Annotated in this window: 24 protein-coding genes; 14 read left to right on the forward strand and 10 right to left on the reverse strand. The window is 71.6% G+C overall.

What is annotated here, in order from left to right; all coding sequences use genetic code 11:
* Nucleotides 1-5 precede the first annotated feature (5 nt).
* From GVN67_RS06150 to GVN67_RS06165, 4 genes are all read right to left on the reverse strand, one after another.
* On the reverse strand, nucleotides 6-1,400 hold the full coding sequence (locus GVN67_RS06150; RefSeq protein WP_159993854.1) for an AtzE family amidohydrolase: 1,395 nt from the start codon (nucleotides 1,398-1,400) through the stop codon (nucleotides 6-8).
* Nucleotides 1,397-1,579, reverse strand: a complete 183-nt coding sequence (locus tag GVN67_RS06155) for a DUF4089 domain-containing protein (protein WP_159993856.1) — start codon at nucleotides 1,577-1,579, stop codon at nucleotides 1,397-1,399. The genes GVN67_RS06150 and GVN67_RS06155 overlap by 4 nt, the downstream gene beginning before the upstream one ends.
* A 95-nt stretch (nucleotides 1,580-1,674) precedes the next feature.
* On the reverse strand, nucleotides 1,675-3,309 hold the full coding sequence (locus GVN67_RS06160) for an ABC transporter substrate-binding protein (RefSeq protein WP_235034977.1): 1,635 nt from the start codon (nucleotides 3,307-3,309) through the stop codon (nucleotides 1,675-1,677).
* Nucleotides 3,310-3,482: 173 nt separating this feature from the next.
* Nucleotides 3,483-4,220, reverse strand: coding sequence for a GntR family transcriptional regulator (locus GVN67_RS06165; RefSeq protein ID WP_159993858.1), 738 nt, complete (start codon nucleotides 4,218-4,220; stop codon nucleotides 3,483-3,485).
* Between the two features lie 152 nt (nucleotides 4,221-4,372).
* Between GVN67_RS06165 and GVN67_RS06170 the strand changes: the two genes are divergently transcribed.
* The 3 genes from GVN67_RS06170 to GVN67_RS06180 all read left to right on the forward strand — a co-directional run bounded on the left by GVN67_RS06170 (nucleotide 4,373) and on the right by GVN67_RS06180 (nucleotide 8,416).
* A complete protein-coding gene (locus tag GVN67_RS06170; protein ID WP_159993860.1) occupies nucleotides 4,373-5,677 on the forward strand; it encodes an aspartate aminotransferase family protein in 1,305 nt (434 codons plus the stop codon).
* A 79-nt stretch (nucleotides 5,678-5,756) separates the two neighbouring features.
* The gene (locus tag GVN67_RS06175; RefSeq protein ID WP_159993862.1) at nucleotides 5,757-7,337 is read left to right on the forward strand and encodes an ABC transporter substrate-binding protein; all 1,581 of its coding nucleotides are present in this window, start codon (nucleotides 5,757-5,759) and stop codon (nucleotides 7,335-7,337) included.
* A gap of 29 nt (nucleotides 7,338-7,366) precedes the next feature.
* Nucleotides 7,367-8,416: a phosphotriesterase gene (locus tag GVN67_RS06180; protein ID WP_159993864.1), complete on the forward strand. Its 1,050-nt coding sequence runs from the start codon at nucleotides 7,367-7,369 to the stop codon at nucleotides 8,414-8,416.
* A 237-nt stretch (nucleotides 8,417-8,653) separates the two neighbouring features.
* On the opposite strand, the gene GVN67_RS06185 is transcribed toward GVN67_RS06180, so the two are convergent.
* Complete coding sequence (locus tag GVN67_RS06185) at nucleotides 8,654-9,550, reverse strand: LysR substrate-binding domain-containing protein (protein WP_159993866.1); 897 nt, start codon at nucleotides 9,548-9,550, stop codon at nucleotides 8,654-8,656.
* A gap of 96 nt (nucleotides 9,551-9,646) precedes the next feature.
* Between GVN67_RS06185 and GVN67_RS06190 the strand changes: the two genes are divergently transcribed.
* Entirely contained in the window at nucleotides 9,647-10,264 is a 618-nt protein-coding gene (locus tag GVN67_RS06190; RefSeq protein ID WP_159993868.1) for a pyridoxamine 5'-phosphate oxidase family protein, read from the forward strand.
* Nucleotide 10,265: 1 nt separating this feature from the next.
* Here the strand turns inward: GVN67_RS06190 and GVN67_RS06195 are convergent, their stop codons facing one another.
* The gene (locus tag GVN67_RS06195; RefSeq protein ID WP_159993870.1) at nucleotides 10,266-11,051 is read right to left on the reverse strand and encodes a phosphodiesterase; all 786 of its coding nucleotides are present in this window, start codon (nucleotides 11,049-11,051) and stop codon (nucleotides 10,266-10,268) included.
* Nucleotides 11,052-11,138: 87 nt separating this feature from the next.
* Between GVN67_RS06195 and GVN67_RS06200 the strand changes: the two genes are divergently transcribed.
* Nucleotides 11,139-12,680 carry a cation:proton antiporter gene (locus GVN67_RS06200; RefSeq protein ID WP_159993872.1) on the forward strand — a complete coding sequence of 514 codons (1,542 nt, stop codon included), beginning with the start codon at nucleotides 11,139-11,141 and terminating at the stop codon, nucleotides 12,678-12,680.
* A gap of 6 nt (nucleotides 12,681-12,686) precedes the next feature.
* Here GVN67_RS06200 and GVN67_RS06205 read toward each other — a convergent pair whose 3' ends face one another.
* On the reverse strand, nucleotides 12,687-13,241 hold the full coding sequence (locus tag GVN67_RS06205; protein ID WP_159993874.1) for a sugar O-acetyltransferase: 555 nt from the start codon (nucleotides 13,239-13,241) through the stop codon (nucleotides 12,687-12,689).
* 131 nt (nucleotides 13,242-13,372) lie between these two features.
* On the opposite strand from GVN67_RS06205, the gene GVN67_RS06210 reads away from it, so the two are divergent.
* From GVN67_RS06210 to GVN67_RS06250, 9 genes are all read left to right on the forward strand, one after another.
* On the forward strand, nucleotides 13,373-14,101 hold the full coding sequence (locus GVN67_RS06210; RefSeq protein WP_159993876.1) for an SDR family NAD(P)-dependent oxidoreductase: 729 nt from the start codon (nucleotides 13,373-13,375) through the stop codon (nucleotides 14,099-14,101).
* Nucleotides 14,102-14,240: 139 nt separating this feature from the next.
* Nucleotides 14,241-14,918 (forward strand): LysR family substrate-binding domain-containing protein, encoded by a 678-nt coding sequence (locus GVN67_RS06215; RefSeq protein WP_159993878.1) that lies wholly within the window; start codon nucleotides 14,241-14,243, stop codon nucleotides 14,916-14,918.
* Nucleotides 14,919-15,029: 111 nt separating this feature from the next.
* Nucleotides 15,030-15,251 (forward strand): hypothetical protein, encoded by a 222-nt coding sequence (locus tag GVN67_RS06220; RefSeq protein WP_159993880.1) that lies wholly within the window; start codon nucleotides 15,030-15,032, stop codon nucleotides 15,249-15,251.
* A gap of 244 nt (nucleotides 15,252-15,495) precedes the next feature.
* On the forward strand, nucleotides 15,496-17,163 hold the full coding sequence (locus tag GVN67_RS06225; protein WP_159993882.1) for a peptide ABC transporter substrate-binding protein: 1,668 nt from the start codon (nucleotides 15,496-15,498) through the stop codon (nucleotides 17,161-17,163).
* A gap of 40 nt (nucleotides 17,164-17,203) precedes the next feature.
* On the forward strand, nucleotides 17,204-18,157 hold the full coding sequence (locus GVN67_RS06230) for an ABC transporter permease (protein ID WP_159993884.1): 954 nt from the start codon (nucleotides 17,204-17,206) through the stop codon (nucleotides 18,155-18,157).
* Nucleotides 18,157-19,053, forward strand: a complete 897-nt coding sequence (locus GVN67_RS06235; protein WP_159993886.1) for an ABC transporter permease — start codon at nucleotides 18,157-18,159, stop codon at nucleotides 19,051-19,053. Before GVN67_RS06230 ends, GVN67_RS06235 begins: the two co-directional genes overlap by 1 nt.
* Complete coding sequence (locus tag GVN67_RS06240; protein ID WP_159993888.1) at nucleotides 19,053-20,057, forward strand: ABC transporter ATP-binding protein; 1,005 nt, start codon at nucleotides 19,053-19,055, stop codon at nucleotides 20,055-20,057. The genes GVN67_RS06235 and GVN67_RS06240 overlap by 1 nt, the downstream gene beginning before the upstream one ends.
* Nucleotides 20,057-21,064, forward strand: coding sequence for an ABC transporter ATP-binding protein (locus tag GVN67_RS06245; protein WP_159993891.1), 1,008 nt, complete (start codon nucleotides 20,057-20,059; stop codon nucleotides 21,062-21,064). Before GVN67_RS06240 ends, GVN67_RS06245 begins: the two co-directional genes overlap by 1 nt.
* A gap of 32 nt (nucleotides 21,065-21,096) precedes the next feature.
* A complete protein-coding gene (locus GVN67_RS06250; protein WP_159993893.1) occupies nucleotides 21,097-21,786 on the forward strand; it encodes an MOSC domain-containing protein in 690 nt (229 codons plus the stop codon).
* Between the two features lie 99 nt (nucleotides 21,787-21,885).
* Here the strand turns inward: GVN67_RS06250 and GVN67_RS06255 are convergent, their stop codons facing one another.
* The 3 genes from GVN67_RS06255 to GVN67_RS06265 all read right to left on the reverse strand — a co-directional run.
* Complete coding sequence (locus GVN67_RS06255) at nucleotides 21,886-22,260, reverse strand: helix-turn-helix transcriptional regulator (protein WP_159993895.1); 375 nt, start codon at nucleotides 22,258-22,260, stop codon at nucleotides 21,886-21,888.
* A 31-nt stretch (nucleotides 22,261-22,291) separates the two neighbouring features.
* The gene (locus GVN67_RS06260) at nucleotides 22,292-24,757 is read right to left on the reverse strand and encodes a bifunctional diguanylate cyclase/phosphodiesterase (RefSeq protein ID WP_200845144.1); all 2,466 of its coding nucleotides are present in this window, start codon (nucleotides 24,755-24,757) and stop codon (nucleotides 22,292-22,294) included.
* Nucleotides 24,758-24,855: 98 nt separating this feature from the next.
* Nucleotides 24,856-26,211: cytochrome P450 (locus GVN67_RS06265; protein ID WP_159993897.1), on the reverse strand; the 1,356-nt coding region annotated here is incomplete at its 5' end.

Below are 26,211 nucleotides of genomic sequence, written 5' to 3' on the forward strand. Positions count from 1 at the left end.
CGGGCTCACTCCACCGGCCGCGGCGCCCGCGCCACGCCATGCTGTTCCAGGTGCCGCGCGATGCGCAGGCAGATATCCTCGCGCCAGGGGGCGGCGATGACCTGCACGCCGATCGGCAGCCGCGCCGCGCCCATCTCCGGCACCGGCACCGCCACCACCGGCAGGCCGATGAAGGAGATCGGCTGGGTGAACATCCCCAGATTGGCGCGGACCGGCAGGGTTTCGCCGCCGATGGAAAACAGCTTCTGGCCGAGCAAGGGCGCCGTGGTCGGCGTCGCCGGCGCGATGATGGCATCCACCTTGTCGAACAGCCGCAGCACCTGCTGCTGGTACCAGCGCCGGAATTTCTGCGCCTTGATCAGCAGCGGGGCAGGGGTCATGCAGCCGGCGATCAGCCGGTCGCGGGTGTCGGGGTCGAACTCTTCGGCGCGGGTCCGCAGCCGGTCCAGATGCAGCGCGCCGCCCTCGGCGGTGGTGATCAGATAGGCGGCGGCGCGGGCGCGCGCGGCCTCGGGGATCTCGATCTCGGCGGTGACGCCCAGCGCATGCGCAACGGCGTCGGTGGCCAGCGCGGCCTCGGGCGACAGGCCCTGGCGGAAATAGCCGCAGGCGCGGGCGATGCGCAGCCCGCCGATGCCGCCCTCCAGCCCGGGCAGGCTCGGCTCCACCGGGCGGCGCGCGCAGGACGGGTCGGCCGGGTCCGGGCCCTGCATGGCGTCATAGCTTAGCGCCAGGTCGCGCACGGTCCGCGCCAAGGGGCCAAGATGGTCGAAGCTGTCGACGAACGGAAAGCTGCCGGCGCGCGACAACCGCCCATAGGTCGGCTTCAGCCCGAAGATGCCGCAGAGCGAGGCCGGCACCCGGATCGAGCCATTGGTGTCCGAGCCCAGCGCGATCGGCACCAGCCCGCCGGCCACCGCCGAGCCCGACCCGCCGGACGACCCGCCGCTCATCCGCCCCAGGTCATGCGGATTGCGCGACGGCCCGTCATGCGCATTCTCGCCGGTGAAGTCATAGGCGTATTCGCCCATGTTCAGCGCGCCCACCAGGATGGCGCCCTGCGCCTCCAGCCGGGCGACCAGCGTCGCATCCCGCGTCGCCGAGGCCCGGCCGCGGTTGATCGCGCTGCCCGCCAGCGTCGGCAGCCCGGCCACGTCGAACAGGTTCTTCACCGCGAAAGGCACGCCGGCCAGCGGGCCCAGCGCCTCGCCCGCGGCGCGTGCGGCGTCCAGCGCCTCGGCCCGCGCCATCGCCCGCGCCGAGACCAGCGCGGTGAAGGCGCCCAGCGCCGGGTCGCGCCGCGCGATGCGATCGAGGGTGGCCGTCAGCACCGACACCGCGGTGATCTCGCCGGACCGCACGGCGGCGGCGAGCGAGGCCGCATCCTGCCAGGGGGTCACGCGGCGAAGACCGGGGCGGGCTCGGCCTCGTCAGGCAATTCGAAGGTGTCGACCATGGCGCCGAAGCGCAGCGTCACCCGCAAGTTCGCGCGGATCGCTTCCCGCCAGTCCGGGCGTATCGAAAAGCCCAGCAAGGCTGCCTGGGCGTCGATCAAGCGGTCGAGCTCGTCGTCGGTCATCGGGAATCCCGGGAAAGCGGAAGGTCAGCAGACTGACAAGAAAAAAGGCCGGGGGAAAGAATTCCCCCGGACCCCCCTCTTTTTTCTGCCTGTTCTCAGCGCTTCAGGCGGATGTCGAGGCCCTTGTACAGCGCCACGCCGTAGATGCCGTGGGCGCGGACGCCCTCGACGCGGGGGGCGGCCACCACCCACAAAGGCTGGCGCAGCAGGGGCACCCAGACATTCGCTTCCGCGATGCGCCGCTGCAGCCCGCCGATGATGCGGGCCCGCTCGGCCGGGTCGGTCGCCTGCCGCGCGGCGGCCAGCGCCTGGTCGGTCTCCGGATCGTTCCAGTTCATCCGGTTCGGCGTCGGACGGTTCGCGCTGGGGAAGTACAGCGAGAAGGCGTCGGTCGCCGACATATACGGGTAGGCCATGACGAAGGTGTCGAACTCCTGCGTCGCCAGCTTGCCCCAGCCGACGGTCGCATCCCACAGCTGCACCCGCAGCTCGATGCCGACGCGCCGCAGATCGGCCTGCACCGCCTGCAGGATGGTGTTGTTGATGCCGCTCTGCAGCGCATAGACCAGCAGGCTGGCGCGCTGGCCGTCCTTGACACGGACGCCGTCGGCGCCGGCCGCCCAGCCGGCCTCGTCCAGCAGCTTGCGCGCCGCGGCCGGGTCGAAGCGCGGCACCAGCTTCGCCGCTTCCGCGTCGTAATCCTGGCTGCCCGGGTTGATGTAGCTGTCCGCCGGCTGCCCGGCGCCGAAGAAGGCGACCTTGGCGATCGCCTGCTTGTCGATCGCCATGTTCACCGCGCGGCGGATCACCGCGTCGCTGGCCACCGGGTGATCGACCTTGAAGCCGAGGAAGATGTCGTAGAAGTGGACCGGCTGCTGCTGCACCGTCAGGCCGGGCACCTTGCGCAGCCCTTCCAGCGCGAAATACGGGATCCACTGCGTCACGTCGCCCTGGCCCGACTGCACCGCGGCCAGCCGGGTGTTGGATTCAGGGATGACCCGCAGCATGATCCGCTCGACCTGCGGCGAGGGGTTCTGGTAGATCGGCGGACCCCAGTTGTAGCGCGGGTGGCGCGTCAGCACCATTTCCTGCCGCGGCGTCCAGGACTGCCAGCAATAGGGGCCGGTGCCGTTGAAGCCCTGCACGCCGAAATTGTCGCCCAGCTTCTCGACCGTCGCCTGGTCGACGATGCTGGCGAAATAGTTGGTCAGCTGCAGCAGCAGCTCGCTGAACGGCTCCTTCAGCCGGTAGACGACGGTGAAGTCGTCGGGCGCGGTGATGTCTTCCACCGGGCCCGCGCGCCAGCGCACCGGGCTGCGCGTCGCCGGGTCGATCCAGCGCTTGATGCTGTAGACCACGTCGCGCGCGGTGAAGGCCTTGCCGTCGCAGAAGCTGACGCCCTGGCGCAGCTTGAAGGTATAGGTGCGGCCATCCTCGCTGACCGTCCAGCTTTCGGCGAGCCCGGGGCGCACCGTCTTCTGGTCCCAGTCCAGCGTGACCAGCGTGTCGGCCAGCAGGAACAGCGCCTCGCCCGCCGCCGTCGCCGAGGTGCGCGCCGGATCGTAGCGATCCGCATCGATCTCGCGCAGCACCACCAGCGTGTCGCGCGGCGCCGCCTGCGCCATCGCCTGCGCCGCCGGCAGCACGCCGCCGATCAGCGCCGCCGCACCCGCCAGCCAGCCCACCGCGCGTCGCCGGACTGTCGTCCCTGCCGCCATCGCACCCATCATGCCCCAGCCCCCTTTGTTTCATGGCGGGGGGGCTTGCAAATCTTCAAGCCGGGCAGCGGCCTTCCGCGAAGCGGAAGATCACCGCGCCGATGCCGCCCGCGCTGACTGAAATGTCAGCAGAAGGATCAAGGGCCGTCAATGCATCCTGGCATGGTATGGCGTGGCGCGGTGACTTAGCGCGCGGCGCGGCGGCGGCCGGCCAGCGCGGTCAGCCCGGCCGGCGCCGCATCGCCCTCGAAGCGCATCTCGGCCAGCAGGAATCCGGTCGCGGCGTTGATCTCGCCTTCCAGCTCCCGCGCCGCCGCCTCGCCATCGCCGCGCCGCAGCGCCGCCAGGATCGGGCCGTGCCGATGCGCGGCCTCGGCCGGGCGGCCCATCAGCACCCAGCGCGCCTCCCAGAACAGCGGGCCGCGCCGCAGCCACAGCGCCTCGATCATGCTCAGCAGCGTCGGCGCCTCGGCAGCCCGGTACAGCGCGAAAAGGAAGTCGCGGTCGACGCGCAGGAAGAATTCCGGCTGGCCGCTGGCGCGCGCCGCCGCATGCTCGTCCAGCAGCCCCTGCAGCCGGTCGAGCTCCGCTTCACGCAGGCGGGGCGCCGCCAGCCGGATCGCCAGCGGCTCCAGCGCGGCGCGGATCGCCGCCATTTCCCGAAAAGCCTCGCGCGTCAGCCGCGGCACGATGGCGGTGCCCGACGGCATGACGTCCACCGCCTGCTCGGCGGCCAGCCGCCGCAGCGCGGTGCGCGCCGGCATCGGGCTGGTGCCCAGCGCCTCGGCGATGCGGCGGATCGACAGCTTGTCGCCGGGGGCGAAAACGCCCTCCACCAGGGCCTGGCGCAGCCGGCGATAGGTTTGCTCATCCAGCGGCAGGCTGGCGGTGTCGGGGGTGTCGGGAATCGATGAGATAAGCATTGCCGTCATTTTGTGATCACGATACCGTCCAATTCAAGATGGCAGAACGATCGCTGCCGCCCTTCGCCCCTTCACGATCCTGGACCCGAGCGCGCGCCGATGACAGACAAATCCGTCTCCCGCCTCTCCACCCCCGGTTGCGGAGGCCGCGCATGAGCGCCGTGCTTCGTCGCAACAGCGACCTGGCCAGCGCCGTCGAGGAGGCCCGCGGCCTCTACGTCGCCGCCCGCCCGAACAGCGCCAACCTGCACCAGCAGGCGCTGGCCGTCATGCCCGGCGGCAACACCCGCTCGGTCCTGGCCTATGGGCCGTTCCCGACGGCGATGACCCGCGGCGAGGATTGCCGCCTCTGGGATCTCGACGGGCGCGAATACCTCGACCTCTGCGGCGAATACACCGCCGGCCTCTTCGGCCATTCCGAGCCGCGCATCCATGACGCGCTGCATGCGGTGCTGAAGCGCGGCACCAACCTGGCCGCGGTGGGCGAGGGGGAGGTCAAGCTGGCGCAGCTGCTTTGCGGCCGCTTCCCCTCGCTGCAGAAGGTGCGCTTCACCAACAGCGGCACCGAGGCCAATCTGATGGCCCAGACCGCTGCCCGCGCCTTCACCAACCGCCGCACCTGCATGGTCTTCCGCGGCGGCTACCATGGCGGCGTGCTGACCTTCCCGCTTTCGGGGCCGAGCGCCGCCACCCTGCCGCTGCCCTTCGTCATGGCGAATTACAACGATGCCGCGGACGCCACCAAGGTCGCCCGCGACAACGCTGCCGACCTCGCCGCCATCATCATCGAGCCGATGCTGGGCGGCGGCGGCTGCATCCCGGCGCGGCCCGACTTCCTGCAGACGCTGCGCGACCTGGCGGACGAGACCGGCGCCCTGCTGGTCTTCGACGAGGTCATGACCTCGCGCATGTCCGGCGGCGGCGTGCAGCAGCGCCTGGGCATCACGCCCGACCTGACCGCATTGGGAAAATACATCGCCGGCGGCATGAGCTTCGGCGCCTTCGGCGGCCGCGACGACGTCATGGCGCTGTTCGACGCCAAGCTGCCGCATGCCGGCACCTTCAACAACAATGTCCTGTCGATGGCCGCCGGCAAGGTCGCCATGGGCGAGATCTTCACGCCCGAGGCCGCCGAGAAGCTGTTCGACCGCGGCGAAAGCCTGCGCGCCCGGCTGAACGCGCTGGGCGAAGGCCTGCCCTTCGGCTTCACCGGCATGGGCTCGATGATGACGGTCCATTTCCGCGACCCTCTGCCCGAGGCGCCCTACGCCGCCTCTGGCGAGGAAGAGGCACTGAGAGAACTGTTCTTCCTCGACATGATGGCCGGCGGCATCTACCTCGCCCGCCGCGGCATGGTCGCCCTCAGCCTGCCGGTCGCGGACAGCGACTTTGATCGCTTCGTCGCCGCAGTCGGCGAGTTCGTCGAGGCGCGGCGCGAGCTGCTTCAGCAAAAATAATAAGAAAGACGGGGGGAAGTATCCCCCCGAATCCCCCCTCTATTTCTGCGCACACGGCTTCTCTTCCTGGAGACTGCTGATGCTTCGACGCACCTTGCTCACCGGCATCGCCGCCGCCAGCCTGGCACGGCCTTCCTTCGCCCGCAGCGGCGACCCCCGCCTGCTGCGCTTCATCCCCCAGGCCAACCTGACCTCGCTGGACCCGATCTGGACCACCGCCGCGGTCACCCTGAACCACGCCTACTATATCTTCGACACCCTCTACGGCCAGGACGACGCGCTGCAGGTCCGCCCGCAGATGGCCGAAGGCCACACCGTCTCCGATGACGGGCTGACCTGGCAGATCCGCCTGCGCGACGGCCTGCGCTGGCACGACGGCGAGCCGGTCCTGGCCCGCGACTGCGCCGCCAGCCTCGACCGCTGGTCGAAGCGCGACACCTTCGGCCAGTCCCTCGCCCGCATCGTCGTCGAATGGGGCACCGCCGACGACCGCACCATCCGCATCAAGCTCAGCAAGCCCTTCCCGCTGATGCTGGAGGCGCTGGGCAAGTCCTCGGCCATCCCGCCCTTCATGATGCCCGAGCGGCTGGCCAAGACCGACGCCTTCCGCCAGGTGACGGAAATGGTCGGCAGCGGCCCCTACCGCTTCCTGGCCAATGAATACGTCTCCGGCAGCCGCGTCGCCTACCAGAAGTTCGACGGCTATGTCCCGCGCCAGGAACCGGCGCAGCGCACCGCCGGCGGCAAGGTGGCCCACTTCCAGCGCGTCGAATGGCACATCATCCCCGATGCCGCGACCGCCGCCAGCGCGCTGCAGACCGGCGAGGCCGACTGGTGGGACCAGGTGCATCCCGACCTGGTGCCGCTGCTGGCCCGCAACCGCGACGTCAAGGTCGAGGTCAACGACCCCGCCGGCTATATCGGCACGCTGCGCTTCAACTGCCTGCACGCGCCCTTCGACAAGCCGGCGGTGCGCCGCGCCATCCTCTCGGCCGCCAGCCAGGAAGACTGGATGCGCGCCGTCACCGGCAACGACCCCAAGCTGTTCCGCAACTGCAACTCGATGTTCCCCTGCGGCACCCCCTATGGCACCGAGGCCGGGGCGGAAGCGCTGAAGGCCCCGCGCGACCTGGCCCGCACGAAGAAGCTGCTGGCGGACGGTGGCTACAATGGCGAGAAGGTGGTGATCCTCAGCCCCACCGACCTGCCCAGCATGGCGCCCTGGGGCCCGGTGACCGCCGATCTCTTCACCCGGTTGGGGATGAATGTCGAGCTGGTGGAGACCGACTGGGGCTCCGTCGTGCAGCGCCGCGCCAGCCGCGCCACGGTCGCCCAGGGCGGCTGGAGCGTCTTCCACACCTGGTGGCCCTCGCTCTCGGTCTATACCCCGGCGATCAACCCGACGCTCCGCGGCCTGGGCGACAAGGGCTGGTTCGGCTGGTACCGCAACGACCGTGTCGAGGCCCTGGCCGAGGACTGGCTCGCCGCCCCCGACGAGGCCGGCCGCGCCAGCATCGCCGAAGCCATCCAGCGCGAATCCTTCGAGCAGGCCCCCGTCATCCCGATGGGCCAGTTCTTCATGCGCACCGCCTATCGCACCGATCTCAGCGGCTTCCTGCAAGGATCGGCGCCGTATCCCTGGAACGTGCGGCGCGGCTGACGCGCCCGACAACCGGAGCAAACACCACGATGCCGAGACTGTCCCGCGACCAGATGCGCGGCAAGGCGCAGACCGTGCTGGGCCTGATCGAGCCCGCCGAGCTGGGCTCGACCCTGATGCACGAGCATCTGATCTGGAACATCACGCCCCCCAGCCTGCGCAGCGACCCGCCGCCGACCGAGGACCTGGACCTGTACCGCTGGTGGGACCTGCAGACCTCGACGCTGAAGGAGTTCCGCAACACCACGCAGCTCGATGTCGGCGTCGCCACCCGCGCCGCGGCGGAGGTGGTGCAGCATGGCGGCCGCACCATCGTCGAGCTGACCATCGGCGGGCTGATGCCCGACCCCGCGGGCCTGGCGAAGGCGTCCCGCGACAGCGGCGCCCAGATCGTCATGGGCTGCGGCCACTACGTGCACGACTACCAGGACCCCGCCAACGAGCATCGCAGCGTCGAGGTGCTGGCGCAGGAAATGGTGGACCAGGTGCAGCTCGGCGCCTGGGGCACCGATGTGCGCGCAGGCCTGCTCGGCGAGATCGGCTGCCAATGGCCCTGGACCGACCTCGAGAAGAAGATGCTGCACGCCGCCTGCCTGGCGCAGCAGGAGACCGGCGCGGCGCTGACCATCCACCCCGCCCGGCACGAGGACCACCCCTGGATGCTGGTGGAGTTCCTGCGCGAGCATGGCGCGGACCTGTCGCGCACCATCATCGACCACATCGACCGCACCATCTTCGACGATGATCGGCTGTTCCGCCTGGCGGATGCCGGCGTCATCCTGGAATGGGACCTGTTCGGCCAGGAGAGCTGCTACTACGCGCCCAACATCGACATCGACATGCCCAATGACGGCGGCCGCCTGCGCGACATCCGCAAGGTGATCGACCGCGGCCATGGCGACCAGGTGGTGATCAGCCACGACATCTGCCACGTGGTGCAGATGAGCGAGTGGGGCGGACACGGCTATGCCCATATCTACAAGAAGGTCATCCCCCTGATGCGCCGCCGCGGCTACACCGAGGCGGAGATCGAGGCGATCATGGTGGGCACTCCGCGCCGGTTGCTGACGTTCATCTGAGGGAGAAGACAGAGGAAAGGCCAGGGGAATGAATTCCCCTGGACCCCTTCTTTTTTCTTTCGGACTGCCGTCTCCACGTGGAGACGGTACGTGAAACGGCCAGTTGGCAGCGCGACCTTTGAAGTCGCGCTGTTTTCATATCATGGCGTCCCGCCGTCATGCCCGGGTGGCGGTGCAGGTGAGGCGTAGGTCCTCGAACGGCCGGTGATCAGAAAAAAGATGGGGGTCTGGGGGAATTCATTCCCCCAGCCTTCTCGATGCTTTTCTTCCCAATTCTTCTGTAATCCACGCCAGGAACGCCAGGCCCGCCGCTGACTCCGCGCGATCCGACAGCGGAACCGCTGCCAGCCCGTCCGGAAACGCCGCAAATCCACAGGGCGCGATCAGCCGGCCTTGGGCGATCTCCTCCGACACCAGGCGTTGCTCCATCAGCGCCACGCCCAGCCCGGCCAGCGCCGCTTCCAGGCACAGGTGGCTGTGCGGGAAGCGCAGCTCCTGGCCGGCCTCCACGGCGATGCCGCTGGCTTCCTGCCAGGCGTCCCAGGCGCGGCTGGTGAATTCATGGGCGATGCGCGTCGCCACCCGCAAGGGCGGGCCGGGATCCACGGCGTGGCCCGGCAGGCAGACCGGGCCGAAGGCGGCAGGTCCCAGCGGGATGGCGCGCGCCTGGTCGGCTGGCGGGTAGGAGCTGCGGTCCCAGGCGATCACCAGGTCGGCGCCTTCGTGGCGCAGCTCGCGCGCCGAGGTCATCGACAGGCGCAGCCGCAGCCCGGGATGGGCGCGGTAGAAGCCGGGCAGGTGGGGCACCAGCCAGCGCATGGCGAAGGTGGCGCTGCAGGCGACATGGATCGCGGGGCCGCGGGCCTCGTCCAGCAGCTGCTGCCAGCCCTGCTCCAGCGTGTCGAGCCCGGCGGCCACCTGGCGGCGCAGCGCCTCGCCGCGCGGGTTGAGGCGCAGGCCGGTGCCGGCCTTGTCGAAGAGGGCGACGCCGGCCTCCTCCTGCAGCAGGCGCAGCTGGCGGCTGACGGCGCCATGGGTGCGGCCGAGCTCGGCGGCGGCGCGGGTGACCGATTGCAGCCGGGCGGCGGCCTCGAAGGCGCGCAGCGCGCTGAGCGGGGGCAGGCGGCGCGGCATCCGTGAGTTTTCCTGACGAAGCGAGGCGCCGAAGTCATTAGGCGAGGCCGCCGCCCCGGTCTAGAGAGGCCGCGCCAGGGTCAGGGAAACAGGAAGATGATCATTCGCGACATCGCCGGGTTGGAGGCGATCTATGGGTCGTTGGACAAGATCGGCGAGGCCTCGACCGCCAAGGTGGCCGACCATGTGACGCCGGAATACCGCCGCTTCCTCGAGGCCGCGCCCTTCCTGGCGCTGGCGACGGTGGGGCCGGAGGGGATGGACTGCTCGCCGCGCGGCGATCGCGGCCAGGCCGTCTGGGTCGTTGATCCGAAGACGCTGATGCTGCCCGACCGCCGCGGCAACAACCGCATCGACAGCCTGCGCAACGTGGTGCGCGACCCGCGGGTGGCGCTGATGTTCCTGGTGCCGGGCAGCGGCAACGCCATGCGGGTCAATGGCCGGGCGCATCTGGATGCTGACCCGGCGCTGTTGGCGCGCTTCGCCATGGAAGGCAAGCAGCCCCGCTGCGTCATGGTGGTTCATGTGGAAGAGATCTACTTCCAATGCGCCCGCGCCATCATCCGCGCCGGGCTGTGGCAGGCCGAGAGCCAGGTCGACCCGAAGACCCTGCCCACGCCGGGCCAGATCCTGGCGCGGATGAGCGAGGGCCGGGTCGGCGGCGACAGCTATGACCGCGAATGGCCGGAGCGGGCGCGCACCAGCATGTGGTAGGTCACGCGAAGCCGTAGGGGCCGGGGAAGACGCCCAGCGGCACGTGGTGGGTCAGCATCGTCGCGCCGTCCCAATGGTGCAGCAGGAAGCCGGGCGGCTCCAGGAAGGAGGCGGCCTCGGCCTCCGGATAGGGGCGCAGCGCGATGGTGGTGGCCAGGCTCGGCGCGGTGCAGAGCAGGGTGCCGGCGAAGCGCTGCAGGATGGTGCGGTGGACATGGCCGCACAGGATTCTTTCGACGGCCGGGAAGTCCTGGATCACCGCGGCCAAGGCATCGGCGTCGCGGCAGTTGTAGGCGTCGAGGTAAGGGATCCCGGTGTCGATCGGCGGCTGGTGCAGCATGACGACCGTCGGCCGGCCGGGCTCCGCCGCCAGGGTCGCGCGCAGCCAGGCGAGGGACGCGGCATCGACCTCGCCATGGTGCTTGTCGGGCACGGTGACGTCGAGCGCGATCACCCGCACCGCGCCATGCTGCCCGGCGACATAATGCAGCGGGCCCTCGGCCGGCATCCCGGCGAAGGCCTGCCGGAACGGCTCGCGCAGGTCGTGGTTGCCGGGGATCGCCCGGCAGGGCATCGCCAGCCGGCCCAGCAGCCGGCGCGCCAGGGCATATTCCGCGTCGCTGCCGGTCTCGGCCACATCGCCGGTCAGCAGCACCAGGTCAGGCCGGGGCCGCAGCCGGTTGATCTGCTCCACCGCCATGTTCAGCGCCGCCGCAGGGTCCAGCACGCCCTTGTAGAAGACGCCTTCGGGGCGGAGATGCGGGTCGGAGATCTGGGCAATCCACATGCGGGCTTCCTCGGCCGAAAGCGCGGGCCGATCCGGCGCCTGCCGCGTTACCCTGGCCTGTGCTGAGCAAAAGGCAAGCGGCGTCGCATGGCCCTCTTCGAGAACATCCTGCTGCTGATGCTGGTGGCGATCCTGGCGCTGCAATTCTCCCGCGGCCTGGCCATCCCCTATCCGGCGGTGCTGGCGGCGGCGGGCGTGGCTGTCGCGGCACTCCCCTCGGTGCCGCTGGTGGCGATCGACCCGGCGCTGGCGCTGGCGCTGTTCATCGCCCCGGCGCTGCTCGATTCCGCCTATGACCTGCCGCCGCGCGAGCTGCGCCGGCACTGGGCGCCGCTGCTGGCGCTGGCGGTGGCGGCGGTGCTGCTCAGCGCCGGCGCGGTCGCCTGGCTGGGCATGGCCTGGGGCGGGCTGCCGGCGGTGGCCGCCCTGGCGCTGGGCGCCGTGGTCGCGCCGCCGGATGCGGCCGCCGCCAGCGCCATGCTGGGCCGGCTGGCGCTGCCCCGCAGCACGGTCACCGTGCTGAAGGGCGAGAGCCTGTTCAACGACGCCGCCGCCCTGCTGCTGCTGGCAGCGGCCCTGGAGCTGGCGGCGGTGCCGGGGGAGGGGACGGCCACGCTGCTGCTGCACCTGGCGCCGGCGGTGCCGGGCGGGCTGGTCTTCGGCTGGGGCGCGGCGCGGCTCTACCTGCTGCTGGCGCACCGGCTGAAGGGCACGCTGGGCGGCATATTGTTCCAGTTCGTCGGCACCTTCGGCACCTGGATCATCGCCGAGCGGCTGCATCTGTCGGCCATCCTGGCGGTGGTGGCCTATGGCATGACCATCGCCCATACCGCCCCCTACCGCACCGGCGCGCGCGAGCGGGTGCATGCCTATTCGGTCTGGGAATCGGCGGTCTTCCTGCTGAACGTGCTGGCCTTCTTCCTGCTGGGGCTGCAGGCGCGCGACATCCTGCAGCGGCTGGACCCGGCGCCGCTGCGCGAGGCGCTGGTGCTGGCCGGCCTGGTGCTGCTGGTGGTCATCCTGGTGCGGCTGGCCTGGGTGCTGGCGTACGGCGTGCTGGCGCGGTGGCTGGCGGCGCGCGGCTGGCTGGCCGAGGCGCCGGGCTGGCGGCAGTCGCTGGTCGCCGGCTGGTGCGGCATGCGCGGGCTGGTGACGCTGGCCGCGGCGCTGGCGCTGCCCGCCGATTTCCCCGGCCGCGACCCGATCGTCATCAGCGCCCTGGCCGTGGTGCTGGGCACGCTGGTGCTGCAGGGGCTGACCCTGGTGCCGCTGGTGCGGGCGCTGGGCTTCGACGGCGATGACGGGGTGGCAGCCGAGCTGGCCCTGGCGCGCACCGCGCTGCTCGACGCCGCGCTGCGCGCCCTGCCGGCCGAGGGCGAGGCGGCCGACAGCCTGCGCGCCGAATACCGCGCGGCGCGGGCGGTGGCGGCCTCGGGCCGGAACCCGCGGGCGGTGCGCGACGTCGATGCGCTGAAGCGCGCCGGCATCGCCGCCAAGCGCGACGCCCTGGCCGGGCTGCGCCGCTCGGGCGCCATCAGCGACGATGTCTTCCACGCGCTGGAGCAGGAGCTGGACTGGGCCGAGCTGGCCGCGACGCCGGCCGACCGCCAGGCGATCCTGGAGGGCTGAGCCGGCTCAGCGCAGCCGGGCGGGGTTGCCCACGGCGGTGGCGCCGGCCGGCACGTCGCGGGTGACCACGGCGCCGGCGCCGATCAGCGCGTCGTCGCCGATCGTCACCCCCGGCAGGATCAGCGCGCCGCTGCCGATCCAGACATTGCGGCCGATGCTGACAGGGCGGCCGAGCTCCAGCATCTGCGCCCGCAGCTTCGGGTCGCGCGGATGGTCGGCGGTCAGGATCTGCACCCCCGCGCCGATCTGCGTGCCATCGCCGATGCTGACCTGCACCACGTCGAGGATGACGCAGTTGAAGTTCAGGAAGACGCCGGCGCCGAGGCGGATGTTGTAGCCATAGTCGACGAAGAAGGGCGGGCGGATGTTCACGCCCTCGCCCACCGCGCCCATGATCTCGCGCAGCAGCGCCAGGCGGTCATCGGCGCTGGCGCAGCGGGCGGCGTTGTAGCGCTCCATCCAGGCCGAGGCGCGGGCATTGTCGGCCGCGATCTCCGCCCCTTCGGCGATATAGAGCTCGCCCGCCAGCATCTTTTCCTTCTGGCTGCGGTGGTCGGTCATGGCGTCATTCCCCGGCTGCTTCGGCCTGGAGTGCTGCCAGGGCCGCGGCCGCGCCGCAAGCGCCCCGGGAATCGCATTGCCGTCAGCGTTATAACAAATATCATGCAGCCGCCTGAGCCAGGAGAGGCCGCATGATCATCGTCACCGGGGCGACCCAGGGCATCGGCCGCGCCTGCGTCGAGCAGCTTTCCGCCGCCGGCCGCCAGGTGCTGGCCACGGGCCGCGACACCGCCGCCGGCGCCGAGCTGGCGCGGCTGCCCGGCGTGCGCTTCGTCGCCGGCGATGTCGGCGATCCGGCCGATATCGAGCGCGTCGTCGCCGCGGCGATGGAGGCGGGCGAGGGCCGCCTGACCGGGCTGGTCAACAATGCCGGCATGGGCCGCCGGCAGAATTTCCTGGACGCCAGCCTGGCCGACTGGGACCAGGTCATGGCGATCAACGCCCGCAGCGTCTTCCTGTTCATCCGCCTGGCGCTGCCGGGGCTGATCGTGGGGAAGGGTTCGGTCGTCACCGTCTCCTCGGTCGCCGGGCGGCAGGGCGAAGAAGGGCTGGCGGTCTATTGCGCCTCCAAGGCGGCGCTGCTCGGCCTGACCCAGGCGCTGGCGCTGGAGCATGGCGCCGATGTCCGCTTCAACGCCGTCTGCCCGGGCCAGATCGCGACGCAGATGATGGGCCGCGTGCTGGCCGACCCGGCCCGCCGCGCGGCGCTGGAATCCCGCATCCCGGCGGCGCGGCTGGGCGAGGCCGGCGATGTCGCCGAGCTGATCTGCTGGCTGCTGTCCGATGCCTCGCGCTACGTCAATGGCGCGGTGATCACGGTGGATGGCGGCGAGACCGCGGGGCTGCGCACCCCGCGCTAGCTTTTCCGAGTGGGCCGCGCGGCGCCCGATCTGCTAGGCTGCGGCGATGCTGCCGACGTCCTTGCCCCGCCTGCCGGCCCTGCCCAAGCCGGTCTTGCCCGAGCCGGTCTCGTCTGAACCGGTCTCGTCTGAGCCGGTCTTGTCCGGGCCGGTCCCGTCCGGGCCGGCGCTGGCCGCGCCGCATCTGGCCGGCGGCGCCGTCGTGGCGCAGCGCGCGCCGCTGCGCATCGGCTATACCCCGCTCGGCCTGCACCGCCACCTGCCCTGCCTGCTGCGCCGGCTGCGCCAGGTCGAGCCCGGGCTGCGGCCGCGCCTGGTGGAGCTGACCCCGGCGGAGACGCTGGAGGCGCTGGAGCAGGGCCGCCTCGACCTCGGCGTGGTGCCGCAGCCGGCCTGCGCCAGCCCGGCGCTGCGCCTGCTGCCGCTGCCGGCCGAGCCGCTGCTGGCCGCCCTGCCGGCCGCCGAACCGGGCCCCGTGACCCTGGCCGGGCTGGCGCGGCAGGGGCTGGTGCTGTTCCCGCCGACCCAGGCGCCGATGCTGCATGCCCGCATCCTGCAGGCCTTCGCCGCCGCGGGGGTCGCGCTGCCGCCGCCGCGCGAGGCCAAGCGCGCTTCGGCCGTGCTGGCGCTGGTGGCGGCGGGGCAGGGCGCCGCGCTGCTGCCGGCCACGGCGGCGCAGCAGCGCTGCCCGGGGGTGCGGCTGGCCCGCATCGCCGATGGCGCCGGCCTGCCGCGGATGAGCATGGCGCTGGCCCTGCCGCGCCGCCGCCTGGATGCGCCGATGCAACGGCTGCTGGCGCTGCTGCCCACGCTCTGATCCCGGCCCGGCGCGGTCGCCGGGGGTAACCTATGTTGTCCCGTGCCGGTGCGCCGCGGGCCTAGGATGGCGCCTCGGCCGTGGGCTTGCGGGCCGTGACAAGGGGCGAGGGTGGCGAAATTCGAGCTAGGCACGGCCGGGGGCGCGACGCGGGAGGTCTGGGTCTCCCAGGCGCAGTCGCTGGCCCCCGGGCTGTGGTTCGCCCAGGCGCGCATCTATGACGTGGCCACGGCGCGCACCCTGCAGGTGCTGCGCGGCGAGGCCACCTCGGCCGAGGCCGCCCGCAAGGAGGCGCTGGCTTTGGCCTGGCGCGCCGCCGGCCGCGACGGGTAGCCGGCGGGGCCGCAGCAGGCCCTGCCACGCCGGCCGCCCAAATCAGCAGAATCTGCCCGGCCTTGGCGCTGGATCGGCAGCCGCGCCAGTCCATACTGCCCGCAAGATGATCGGGAACGGGGACAACCCGTCGATCAGGGAGTGCATTGCCAGCCGCCTCGGTTGCGGAGCGCTGTGGCCAGACCTGGCCACGGCGCCAGATCGGCTTGAGCGCAGCTGGCTTGAGCGCAAGGGGGACCCGAGCATGAGCGACCATTCCAAGGACAGGCTATTGGCCGCGCCGGCGCTGCGCCGCCGCGCGCTGCTGGCGCTCGGCGCCGGGGCGGGGCTGGCCGCCGCGCCCGCCCGCGCCCAGCAGGCCGCGCCGCCGGCGCAGGGCACGCGCAAGGGTCAGGTGGTCGTCGGCCTCAGCCAGGAGCCCACGGTCTTCAATCCCCTGATGCCGGGCATCGAGGTCGACGAGACGATCTGGATGAACGTCTTCGACACGCTGTGGTACCCGATGCCGGATGGCAGCCTGGTGCCGAGCCTGGCCACCGAGGTGCCCAGCACCACCAATGGCGGCATCTCGGCCGACGGGCTGCGCTGGCGGGTGAAGCTGCGGGAGGGCGTCACCTGGCATGACGGCACCGCCTTCACCGCCGAGGACGTCAAATACACCCTCGAGCTGATCGTGGCGCCGGGCTTCAAGTCGCGCACGCGCCTCGGCCATGCGCTGGTGCGCGACATCGAGGTGGTCGGGCCGCATGAGATCGCCTGGCGCATGGAGAGCGCCTTCGCGCCCTACATGGCCTTCCTGTCCAACACCTATGTCGTGCCGAAGCACCTTCTGGCCGCGGCCGCCGACCCCAACACCGCGCCCTTCAACGGCGCCCCCGTCGGCACCGGCCCGTTCCGCTGGGACCGCCGCGTGCCCGGCGACCATATCCAGCTCGCCGCCAACGAGAAGTATTTCGGCAAGGGCCCGTTCCTCGAGCGCGCCATCCTGAAATACGTGCCCGACATGACCGCGCTCTACGCGCAGTTCCGCACCGGCCAGGTCGACGCCATCATCGGCACCGGCATCCCGGCCAATTTCGTGCCCGAGGCGGAGAAGCTGCCGGGCCGGCGCATCACCCGCACCTCCAGCGGCTCGCTCGAGGTGCTGATGCCCAATCTCGGCCAGCCGGCCCTGGCCGACAAGGCGGTGCGCCAGGCGCTCTATGCCGGCATCAACAAGAAGGGCATCATCGACGTCATCTTCTACGGGCTGCACAAGCCGACCGAGAGCTTCGCGCCGCAGGAGAGCTGGGTCTACAACGCCGACCTGCCGGCGCATCGCTTCGACCTGGCCGCCGCCAACGCCATCCTCGACAAGGCCGGCTGGGCGCGCGGGGCGAACGGGATGCGGGCCAAGGACGGCGTGCCGCTGGCCTTCGACATCTCGACCACCACCGGCAACGCGCTGCGCGAGCAGAGCCAGCAGCTGCTGCTGCAGGACTGGTCGAAGATGGGCGTCGCCGCCAAGGTCAACAACATGCCGGCGGCGGTGATCTGGGGCGAGTTCTATGTCCGCTCCAAGTTCCAGACCCTGCTGGTCGGCACCGGCTTCCGCAGCGGCATCGACCCCGATCCCTCGAACCGCTTCGCCAGCAACGCCATCCCGGTGAAGGGCGGCTCGGGCGGCAACTACATGCAGTGGGAGAATGCCGAGGCCGACCGCATCATGGTCGAGGCCCAGGCGACCTTCGACACCGCGCGGCGCAAGGCGCTGTATCTGCGCCTGCAGGAGATCGTGCGCGAGGAGCTGCCGATCCTGCCGGTCTATCAATACGTCACCGCCGAGGGCACCAAGTCCAACCTGATGGGCTACGCCCCCAACATCAACGCCCGGCAGAACACCTGGAACATGCGCGAGTGGTACTGGGCGTGACCCTTCTGTCCGTTGCCCGCCTCCGGAAGGGGGCGGGCGCATGAGCGGCTACGTGGTGCGGCGCCTGGGGCAATCCCTGGTGCTGCTGCTGATGGTCTCGATGATCGGCTTCGCCATCCTGCACCTGGCGCCGGGCGGCCCGCTGTCGCAATTCGCCGCCGGCGGCGACATGACCCAGGAAGACCTGGACCGCATCGCCGTGCAGCTCGGCCTCGACCGGCCGCTGCCGCTGCAATATGTCGAATGGCTGTGGCGCATGCTGCAGGGCGACTGGGGCCGCTCCTATCGCGACCAGCAGCCGGTGCTGCATATCATCGGCTCGCATATCGGCGCGACGCTGGAGCTGATGCTGACCTCCACCCTGGTCGCCATGATGATCGGCGCCTGGGTCGGCATCCTGGGCGCCATCCGCCGCTACTCGATCTTCGATTCCCTGGCGACGATCGGCGCCATGGTGGCGCTGTCGATCCCGACCTTCTGGTTCGGCCTGGTGGTCATCTATGTCTTCTCGGTCGGGCTGGAATGGCTGCCGGCGGGCAACCGCTACACCATCGGCGATGAATCGCTGCTCGACCGGCTGCACCACCTGATCGGCCCCTGCATGGTGCTGGCGCTCGTCAGCACCGCGGTCTGGAGCCGCTACATGCGCTCCTCCATGCTCGACGTCATCAACCAGGACTATATCCGAACCGCGCGCTCCAAAGGCCTGCCGGAGCGGCGCATCCTGCTGAACCACGCGGTGCGCAACGCGCTGCTGCCGATGATCACCATCACCGGCCTGCACCTGCCGGCGCTGCTGTCGGGCGCGCTGGTCACCGAGACGGTCTTCACCTGGCCGGGCATGGGCCGCCTGTTCCTCGACAGCATCAGCTACCGCGACTATCCGGTGGTGATGGGCATCCTGGTCTTCACCTCGGTGATGGTGCTGGCCGGCAGCCTGATCGCCGATCTCCTCTACAGTATCGCCGATCCGCGCATGGGGGCGCCGGGCTGATGAGCACCACCGCCTCCACCCCGCCTGCCGGGGCCGCCGCCCAGGTGATCCGGCCGCGCGGCCCGGGCGCCTTCCGCCGCTTCAGCCGCCACCGTCTGGCCGCCCTCAGCCTGGTGCTGATCCTGTCGCTGACGCTGGCCTGCATCATCGTCCCCCCGCTGCTGCCCTTCTCGGACACCGAGATCGACATCATGCAGCGCTTCGCCAGCCCCTTCACCGGGCCGCATCTGCTGGGCACCGATCCGCTCGGCCGCGACACCCTGGCGCGGCTGCTGATGGCCGGCCGCATCTCTCTCTCGGTCGGCTTTTCCGCCATGGCCATCAGCATGGTGATCGGCATCGCCGTCGGCCTCTATGCCGGCTTCTATGGCGGGCGGATCGGCGCCATCCTGATGCGCTTCGTCGACGCCATGCTCTGCTTCCCCTCGATCTTCCTGCTGCTGGCCATCTCGGCCTTCCTGCAGCCCTCGGTCGGGTCGATCATCATGCTGATCGCCGCGACCTCCTGGATGGAGGTGGCCCGCCTGGTCGAGGCGCAGATCCGCGCGCTGCGCGCCCGCGACTTCGCCGTCGCCGCGCGGGCCATCGGCGCCAGCGACCGAAGGGTGATGTTCCGCGAGCTGCTGCCCAATGCCGTGGCGCCGATCGTCGTCGCCGCCACGCTGAACGTGGCGCATGCCATCCTGGCGGAAAGCTACATCAGCTTCCTGGGCTATGGCATCCAGCCGCCGACGCCGAGCTGGGGCAACATGCTGGAGAATGCGCAGAGCTACCTGACCAGCGCGCCCTGGCTGGCGATCATCCCGGGCGCGGCCATCACCCTCGCGGTCACCGGCTTCAACTTCATCGGCGACGGGCTGCGCGACGCGCTGGACCCGCGGCAGGAGGCGCGGTGATGGAGGCCGACACCGTCCTCGAGGTGCGCAATTTTTCTGTCAGTTTCGGGATTCTTCCCGCCGTGCGCGACGTCTCCTTCAGCCTGAAGCCGGGCGAGACCCTGGCCCTGGTCGGCGAGAGCGGCTCCGGCAAGAGCGTCACCAGCCTCGGCATCCTGAAGCTGACGCCGCCCGCCCCCTTCTGCCGCATCGAGGGCCAGGCGCTGCTGCGCACCCGGAAGGGCGATGTGGTCGATCTGGTGACGGCCTCGGCCGACGCGATGCGCGGGCTTCGCGGCCGCGAGGCTGCGATGATCTTCCAGGAGCCGATGACCTCGCTGAACCCGGTGCATCCGGTCGGCGCCCAGGTCGGCGAGGCGCTGCGCTTCCACCAGGGCCTGTCGAAACGCGCGGCGCTGGCCCAGGCGGCGGAGCTGCTCGACCTGGTCGGCATCCCGGACGCCCGGCGGCGCCTCGGCGCCTTCCCGCATGAGCTCTCGGGCGGCATGCGGCAGCGGGTGATGATCGCGCTGGCCCTTGCCTGCGAGCCGGTGCTGCTGATCGCCGACGAGCCGACCACGGCGCTCGACGTCACCATCCAGGCGCAGATCCTGGAGCTGCTGCAGCGGTTGCAGCAGCGGACGAAGATGGGCGTGCTGTTCATCACCCACAATCTCGGCGTCGTCGCCGAGATCGCCGACCGGGTGATGGTCATGTATGCTGGCCGCGTCGTCGAGCAGGCGCCGGTCCGCCGCCTGTTCCACGCGCCGCTGATGCCCTACACCCGCGGCCTGCTGCGCTCCGTCCCCCGCCCGGATTTCTCCGGCGCCGAGCAGCCGCCGCTGGAGGCCATCCCCGGCAGCGTGCCCGACCCGCTGGCGCCGCCCCCCGGCTGCAGTTTTTCTCCGAGATGCGGGCATTTCGCCCCGGGGCTCTGCGACAGCGTCTCGCCGCCGCTGTCCGTCGCCGAGCCCGACCACCTGGTCCGCTGCGCCCGCTGGGCCGATGTCGCGGGAGCCGCCTGATGTCCGATTTTCTGCTCTCGGTTCGTGACCTGAAGAAATACTTCCCGGGCCCCCGGCAGGGGATCTTCGGCAAGCACGCCACGCTGAAGGCGGTGGACGGCGTCTCCTTCGACCTGGCCCGCGGCGAGGTGCTGAGCCTGGTCGGCGAAAGCGGCTCCGGCAAGAGCACCGTCGGCCGCACCGTGTTGCGGCTCGACAAGCCCACCGGCGGCAGCATCCGCTTCGACGGGCAGGAGCTGGCGGGGCTCGACGATCGCGGGTTGCGCCCCTTCCGCCGCCGCATGCAGCTGGTCTTCCAGGACCCCTATTCCTCGCTGAACCCGAAGATGCGGGTCGAGGACATCGTCGGCGCGCCGCTGGAAATCCACGAGCCGTCCTTGTCGCGCGACGCTCGTCGCCAAAAGGTGGAAGAAATCCTGGGCCTGGTCGGGCTGCTGCCCAGCCATGCCGAGCGCTATCCGCACCAGTTCAGCGGCGGCCAGCGGCAGCGCCTGGGCATCGCCCGCGCGCTGATCACCCATCCGGAGCTGGTGGTGGCGGACGAGCCGGTCTCGGCGCTGGACGTCTCGGTGCAGGCGCAGGTGGTCACCCTGATGCTGGCGCTCCGCCGCCAACTCGGCCTGACCATCCTGTTCATCAGCCACGACCTGGCGGTGGTGGGCTATCTGTCGGACCGGGTGGCGGTGATGTATCTCGGCCGGCTGGTCGAGCTGGCGCCGACCCGCGCCCTCTTCACGTCGCCGCGCCACCCCTATACCGAGGCGCTGCTCTCGGCCATGCCGGTGCCCGACCCCGACGCGCCGCGCCGCCGCATCACGCTGGCGGGCGACATGCCCAGCCCGCTCGACCCGCCCTCGGGCTGCGCCTTCCGCAGCCGCTGCGGCTATGCCCAGCCGGCCTGCGCCGTGACCCGCCCCGAACTGCGCGAGATGGCGCCGGGCCATTTCAAGGCCTGCCTGCGCGACGATCTTGCGCTGGTCGCGCCCTCGATGGGGGCGGCGGCATGATCGGGCGGTTGACAGAAATCTGGCGTTATCCGGTGAGCTCGCTGGGCGGCGAGCGGCTGGCGCAGGCGGCGCTGCTGGAAGGCGGCCTGGCGCATGACCGCAGCCACGGGCTGTTCGACGCGCGCAGCGACGAGATCTCCTATCCCAGCAAGGGCCGCCGCTGGCGGACGGTGCCGATGGCGGCCTCGCGCTGGTCCGAGACGGCCGGGCTCGAGGTTTCCGCCGATGGCGTCACCTTCGGCCCGCCGGAGACACAGTCGAGGGCCCTGGAAGACATGCTCGGCTTCCCGCCCGCCATCCGGGAATATGCCGCCGCCGGGCCACAGCCGCGCTATCGCCGGGCGCCGATCCACCTGCTGACCAATGCCGACATGGCGCGGCTGCGGGCGCTGCTGCCGGATGCCGTGCTCGACCTGCGCCGCTTCCGCCCGAACCTGATGGTCATGCTCGACGACGTCTCGGCCGCCATGCCGCAGGATGAATGGCTCGGCCGCGAGATCCGCCTGGGCGAGGCGGTGCTGCGCGCCACCATTCCCTGCGTCCGCTGCGGCTTCACCAGCATGGAGCAGCCCGGCCTGCCGATGGATCCGCGCGTGCTGCAGCACCTGGTGCAGGATTTCGGCCGCAACTTCGGCATCTATTGCGAGGTGCTGGTGCCGGGGCAGCTGCGCGAGGGCGATGCGCTGGCGCTCGGCCCGGCGGTCGCCGAGGCCAGCGCCTAAAGCGTGATGGCCTGAGGTGGAATCACCGAAAAGCCTGAATCACGCGATCAAACGAAGAGCTCGGGTGAGGTGGCGTCGTTCTTCCGAAACCGGCTCACCCTAGCCCGGCCCCGCCATCTTCTGCACGACGAGCTGCAGCGCCGCCTTGGCCGCGGGGTCGAGGCGGCGATAGGCGCGCAGCAGCGCTTCCTCGTCGCCGGCCAGCAGGCCGAGAGTCGCCTGGTCGTCCTGCAGCAGCTCGGCCGGCGGCTCGGCATCCGGGTCCAGCCCGACCAGGTAGGCGACCGAGGTGCCGAGCGCCTCGGCCAGCCGCGCCAGCTTCGGCCCGCGCGGCATCGGCGCCTTGCCCGCCCGCATCTTCTCCAGCAGGTCCGGCGCCAGCCCGGCGTGGCGGAAGGCTTCCTCCGCGGTCAGGTCGAGCCGGTCCAGCCGGCTGTCGATGCGCGCGACCAGGGGGGAGAGGGGGATGTCCATCGCCCTGGCATAGCGCCTGGCGGCCCGCCCGTCATGGCGCCGCGTCCAGGGCGGGGCTGGCATCCTCGGCCGCCGGCGCGGCCAGGAGCCGCAGCATCTCCGGCACCGAGGCGGCGGGCTGCGGCCGGCTGAACAGGAAGCCCTGCGCCTCGTGGCAGCCCTGCTGGAACAAGGTCAGCAGCTGGTTCTCGGTCTCCACCCCTTCGGCGGTGGTGACCATGTCGAGCCCGGCGCAGAGGTCGGTCACCGCCTGGACGATGGCGTCGCTCTGCCGCGACTGGCCGAGCTCGCAGGTGAAGGAGCGGTCGATCTTCACCTTGTCGAAGGGGAAGCGCTGCAGGTAGCTCAGCGAGGAATAGCCGGTGCCGAAATCGTCCATGGCGATGCGCAGCCCCAGCGCCTTCAGCCGGTGCAGCGTCTCCAGCGTCTGCTGGCTGTCCTGCAGCATCACCGTCTCGGTGATCTCGAGCTCCAGCCGTGCCGGCGCCAGGCCGGACTGGCGCAGCGCCGCTTCCACCGCCTCGACCAGGCCGCGGCTGGCGAATTGCGCCGGCGACAGGTTCACCGCCACCCGCGGCGAGCCCGGCCAGCCGGCGGCTTCGGCGCAGGCGCGGGCCAGCACCCATTCGCCGATCGGCACGATCAGCCCGATCTCCTCGGCCAGCGGGATGAAGGCGTCGGGCGGCACCAGCCCGCGCTCCGGGTGGCGCCAGCGCAGCAGCGCCTCCAGCCCGGTGACCTGGCGCGAGGCGACATCGACGATCGGCTGGTAGAACAGCTCGAACTCGCCCAGCAGCAGGGCGCGGCGCAGCTCGATCTCCAGCGCCCGGCGCTGCTGCATGGCGGCGTCCATCGCCGGCTCGAAGAAGCGCCAGCGGCCGCGCCCGTCGGACTTTGCGCGGTACAGCGCCATGTCGGCGGCCTTCAGCAGCATGTCGGGCTCCATCCCGTCCTGCGGCGCCATGGCGACGCCGATGCTGGTGCCGACCACCACCTGGTGGCCCTGCAGCTCGAAGGGGCGGCAGATGGCCTCGACCAGCCGGCTGGCCAGGGTGATGGCATCCTGCGGCTGCTCGATGCTGCCCTGGATGACGGCGAATTCGTCGCCGCCCAGCCGCGCCAGCGTGTCGGTCTCGCGCAGCTCCTCGCGCAGCCGGGCGGCGGCGGCGCAGAGCAGCGCGTCGCCGATCGGATGGCCCAGCGTGTCGTTGACCTCCTTGAAGCGGTCGAGGTCGAGGCAGAGCACGGCGAAGCCCTGGCCGCGCCGGGCATGCGCCATGGCCTGCTCCAGCCGGTCGCGGAACAGCAGCCGGTTGGGCAGGCCGGTCAGCGCGTCGTGCTGGGCGATATGGGCGATGCGCGCCGCCGCCTCGTGCCGGGCGGTGACGTCGATCAGCACGCCCAGGCAATGCCGCGGCCGGCCGTCGCGGTGGTATTCCAGCCGGGCGCGGGCCTCTACATGGCGCAGCCCGCCATCCTCGCCACGCACCCGCCAGGCGGCGCCCGCGCCGGCGGCGCCGGCGGCCAGCGCCTCGGCCAGCCGCGCCTGCCAGGCGAGGCGGTCCTCCGGCAGCAGGGCGTCGAGCCAGGTCTCGGCCGGCACCGCGGCGAGGCCGGCGGGCAGGCCCTGCAGCCGCCGCGCCGCCTCGCCGGCCTGCACCAGGCCGCTGGCGAAGTCATGGCGGAAATGGCCGATCTCGGCCGCCTCCAGGCACAGCCGCAGCAGGGCCGCGGCCTCCCGCCCGGCGGTGATATCCTCCAGCGTGCCGACCCATTCCTGCAGCGCGCCACCGGCGTCGCGCAGCGGCACCAGCCGGATGCGCAGCCAGCGGCCCTCGGCGCCGTCGCGCCCGTCCAGCCAGGCCTCGGCGTCGAGCGGCGCCACGGCGTGGCGGGCGGCGTCCCAGGCGGCCTGCAGCGCCGCCGGGTCGGCCGGGGCCAGCGCCGCGATCCAGGGCTGCCCGGCCAGGGGTTTTGCAGGGGGCGAGCCGGCCCAGCCATGCCCCTCCAGCACCAGGCCCGCGGCGTCGGTGCGCCAGATGGCGCTGCCGGCGGCCTCGACCACGGCGCGGTGGCGGCGCTCGCTGGCCTGCAGCCCGGCATTGGCCAGCCGCATCTGCCGCGGCGAGGGCAGGGTCAGGATGCGCGGCAGCAGCCGCCACAGCGCGATGGTGGTGGCGACCGAGACCGCCGCCGTCGCCGCCTTGACCACCGCCTGCAGCCCATAGGCCGGCAGCCAGAGGGTGGCGAGCTCGATCCAGTGCCCGGCGCCGCAAAGCAGGATGAAGGCGGCGAACATCCAGAGGACCGGGGCATAGACCAGGTCCGGCCGCCGCCGCACCACCTGCAGCAGCACCAGCGGGATGGCGAAGTAGGACAGCCCGACCAGGCTGTCGCCGATGATATGGGTCCAGACCAGCCCGGGCTGCCACAGCAGGCAGAAGCCATGCGGCGTCAGGCCTTCGGGATCGACCAGCCAATCCAGCAATCGGTTCATGGCGGCTTCCCCGGCGCGATGGCGGCGGCGCCCGGTCCTGGGGAATCGCCATCCGGCCAGGGTGGCCGAAAAGGCTTACGGTTCGGTGAAGCCGGCCGTCAGCGCCGGCCCTCGTAGCGCAGCGGCACGCCGGCCCGCGGCGAGATCAGGAAGCCCACCCGCTTCGGCCGCGGGTCGCCCGGGGCCAGCGCGGTGAAGCGGCAGCGCGCCAGCAGCACGCCCAGCAGCAGCTTCAGCTCGAAGATCGAGAATTGCGCGCCCGGGCACATCCGCTCGCCGCCGCCGAAGGGGATGTATTCCCAGGGGGCGAAGCGGTTCTTGAGGAACCGCTCGGGGCGGAAGCGGTCGGGCTCGGGATAGAGCTCGGGATCGTGATGCAGGATGGCGGCGGCGGCGGCCACCGTCATGCCGGCCGGGATCTCGAAGCCGCCCAGCTGCATCGGCTTCGCCAGCACCCGGTTGACGTCGGTGACCGCGGGCCACAGCCGCAGCACCTCGCGCACCACGGCGTCCAGATAGGGCAGGGACGTGACCGCCAGCGGGTCGGGGTCGGGGCCGAGCGGCGCCAGCTCGTCGAGCAGCCGCGCCAGGCAGTCGGGCGTGTCGTGCAGCCAGTGCAGCGCCCAGCAGAGCGAGACCACCGAGGTCTCGTGCCCGGCGATCGCCGTGGTGATCAGGTTGTCGACCAGCGCGGCGTCGCTCATGGCGCTGCCATCCTCGTGGCGGGCGGCGACCAGCCGGCCCAGCACGTCGCCGCGCGCGGGCCCGTCGAGCCGGGCGCGGGCGATGGCCTGGCGCAGCAGCGCCTCCAGCCGGCCCCGCGCCGTCGCGAAGCGGCGGAACGGCGGCAGCCATTCCTGCTCGACATGCAGCGCCGACAACAGAAGAAAGCCCGGGCGGGTGAAGGCATGGTCGAAGTCGCGCAGCGCCGCGCGGAACGTGGCGCGCTGGTCCGGGGTGTCGGCGCCGAAGACGGTGCGCAGGATGATGTCCAGCGCGATGGCCAGCGCCGCCTCGCGCATCAGCACGGTCTGGCCGGGGGTCCAGCTCTCGGCCACCTCCAGCGCCGCGTCGCGCATCATGCCGGCCAGGCTGGTCAGGGCGGCCCCCTGGAAATTCGGCAGCAGCAGCCGGCGGTCGCGGCGCAGCGCCCGCCCCGACAGCTGCGCCATGCCATTGGCGCCCAGCACCCGGCGCGGCCCGGCCTCGGCATTGACCGCATACTGGTCGACGGGGGCTGAGAAGATCTGCCGCACCAGCGCGGGCTTGCCGGTCATCACGCAGCGCCGCGCGGTGCGGATGGTGAAGACATCGCCATGCCGGGCCGCCGCGGCGCGCAGCATCGGATGCGGCGCCGCCACATAGCGCGCCGCCTGCAGCCAGCCGAGCCGGGGTCCGGGCGGCAGGTCGACGGGCGGCAGGTCGACGGGCGGCAGGTCGACGGGGGGCAGGTC

Source organism: Roseomonas sp. 18066, from assembly GCF_902706185.1.
GTDB lineage: Bacteria > Pseudomonadota > Alphaproteobacteria > Acetobacterales > Acetobacteraceae > Pseudoroseomonas.

What these genes read in the sequence shown, in the direction of transcription:
- GVN67_RS06160 (WP_235034977.1), bottom strand. Translation starts at nt 3,309, where the DNA reads ATGATGGGTGCGATGGCGGCAGGGACGACAGTCCGGCGACGCGCGGTG.
- GVN67_RS06170 (WP_159993860.1), top strand. Translation starts at nt 4,373, where the DNA reads ATGAGCGCCGTGCTTCGTCGCAACAGCGACCTGGCCAGCGCCGTCGAG.
- GVN67_RS06225 (WP_159993882.1), top strand. Translation starts at nt 15,496, where the DNA reads ATGAGCGACCATTCCAAGGACAGGCTATTGGCCGCGCCGGCGCTGCGC.
- GVN67_RS06180 (WP_159993864.1), top strand. Translation starts at nt 7,367, where the DNA reads ATGCCGAGACTGTCCCGCGACCAGATGCGCGGCAAGGCGCAGACCGTG.
- GVN67_RS06190 (WP_159993868.1), top strand. Translation starts at nt 9,647, where the DNA reads ATGATCATTCGCGACATCGCCGGGTTGGAGGCGATCTATGGGTCGTTG.
- GVN67_RS06235 (WP_159993886.1), top strand. Translation starts at nt 18,157, where the DNA reads ATGAGCACCACCGCCTCCACCCCGCCTGCCGGGGCCGCCGCCCAGGTG.
- GVN67_RS06240 (WP_159993888.1), top strand. Translation starts at nt 19,053, where the DNA reads ATGGAGGCCGACACCGTCCTCGAGGTGCGCAATTTTTCTGTCAGTTTC.
- GVN67_RS06245 (WP_159993891.1), top strand. Translation starts at nt 20,057, where the DNA reads ATGTCCGATTTTCTGCTCTCGGTTCGTGACCTGAAGAAATACTTCCCG.
- GVN67_RS06165 (WP_159993858.1), bottom strand. Translation starts at nt 4,220, where the DNA reads ATGCTTATCTCATCGATTCCCGACACCCCCGACACCGCCAGCCTGCCG.
- GVN67_RS06185 (WP_159993866.1), bottom strand. Translation starts at nt 9,550, where the DNA reads ATGCCGCGCCGCCTGCCCCCGCTCAGCGCGCTGCGCGCCTTCGAGGCC.
- GVN67_RS06255 (WP_159993895.1), bottom strand. Translation starts at nt 22,260, where the DNA reads ATGGACATCCCCCTCTCCCCCCTGGTCGCGCGCATCGACAGCCGGCTG.
- GVN67_RS06200 (WP_159993872.1), top strand. Translation starts at nt 11,139, where the DNA reads ATGGCCCTCTTCGAGAACATCCTGCTGCTGATGCTGGTGGCGATCCTG.
- GVN67_RS06155 (WP_159993856.1), bottom strand. Translation starts at nt 1,579, where the DNA reads ATGACCGACGACGAGCTCGACCGCTTGATCGACGCCCAGGCAGCCTTG.
- GVN67_RS06260 (WP_200845144.1), bottom strand. Translation starts at nt 24,757, where the DNA reads ATGAACCGATTGCTGGATTGGCTGGTCGATCCCGAAGGCCTGACGCCG.
- GVN67_RS06210 (WP_159993876.1), top strand. Translation starts at nt 13,373, where the DNA reads ATGATCATCGTCACCGGGGCGACCCAGGGCATCGGCCGCGCCTGCGTC.
- GVN67_RS06205 (WP_159993874.1), bottom strand. Translation starts at nt 13,241, where the DNA reads ATGACCGACCACCGCAGCCAGAAGGAAAAGATGCTGGCGGGCGAGCTC.
- GVN67_RS06195 (WP_159993870.1), bottom strand. Translation starts at nt 11,051, where the DNA reads ATGTGGATTGCCCAGATCTCCGACCCGCATCTCCGCCCCGAAGGCGTC.
- GVN67_RS06175 (WP_159993862.1), top strand. Translation starts at nt 5,757, where the DNA reads ATGCTTCGACGCACCTTGCTCACCGGCATCGCCGCCGCCAGCCTGGCA.
- GVN67_RS06230 (WP_159993884.1), top strand. Translation starts at nt 17,204, where the DNA reads ATGAGCGGCTACGTGGTGCGGCGCCTGGGGCAATCCCTGGTGCTGCTG.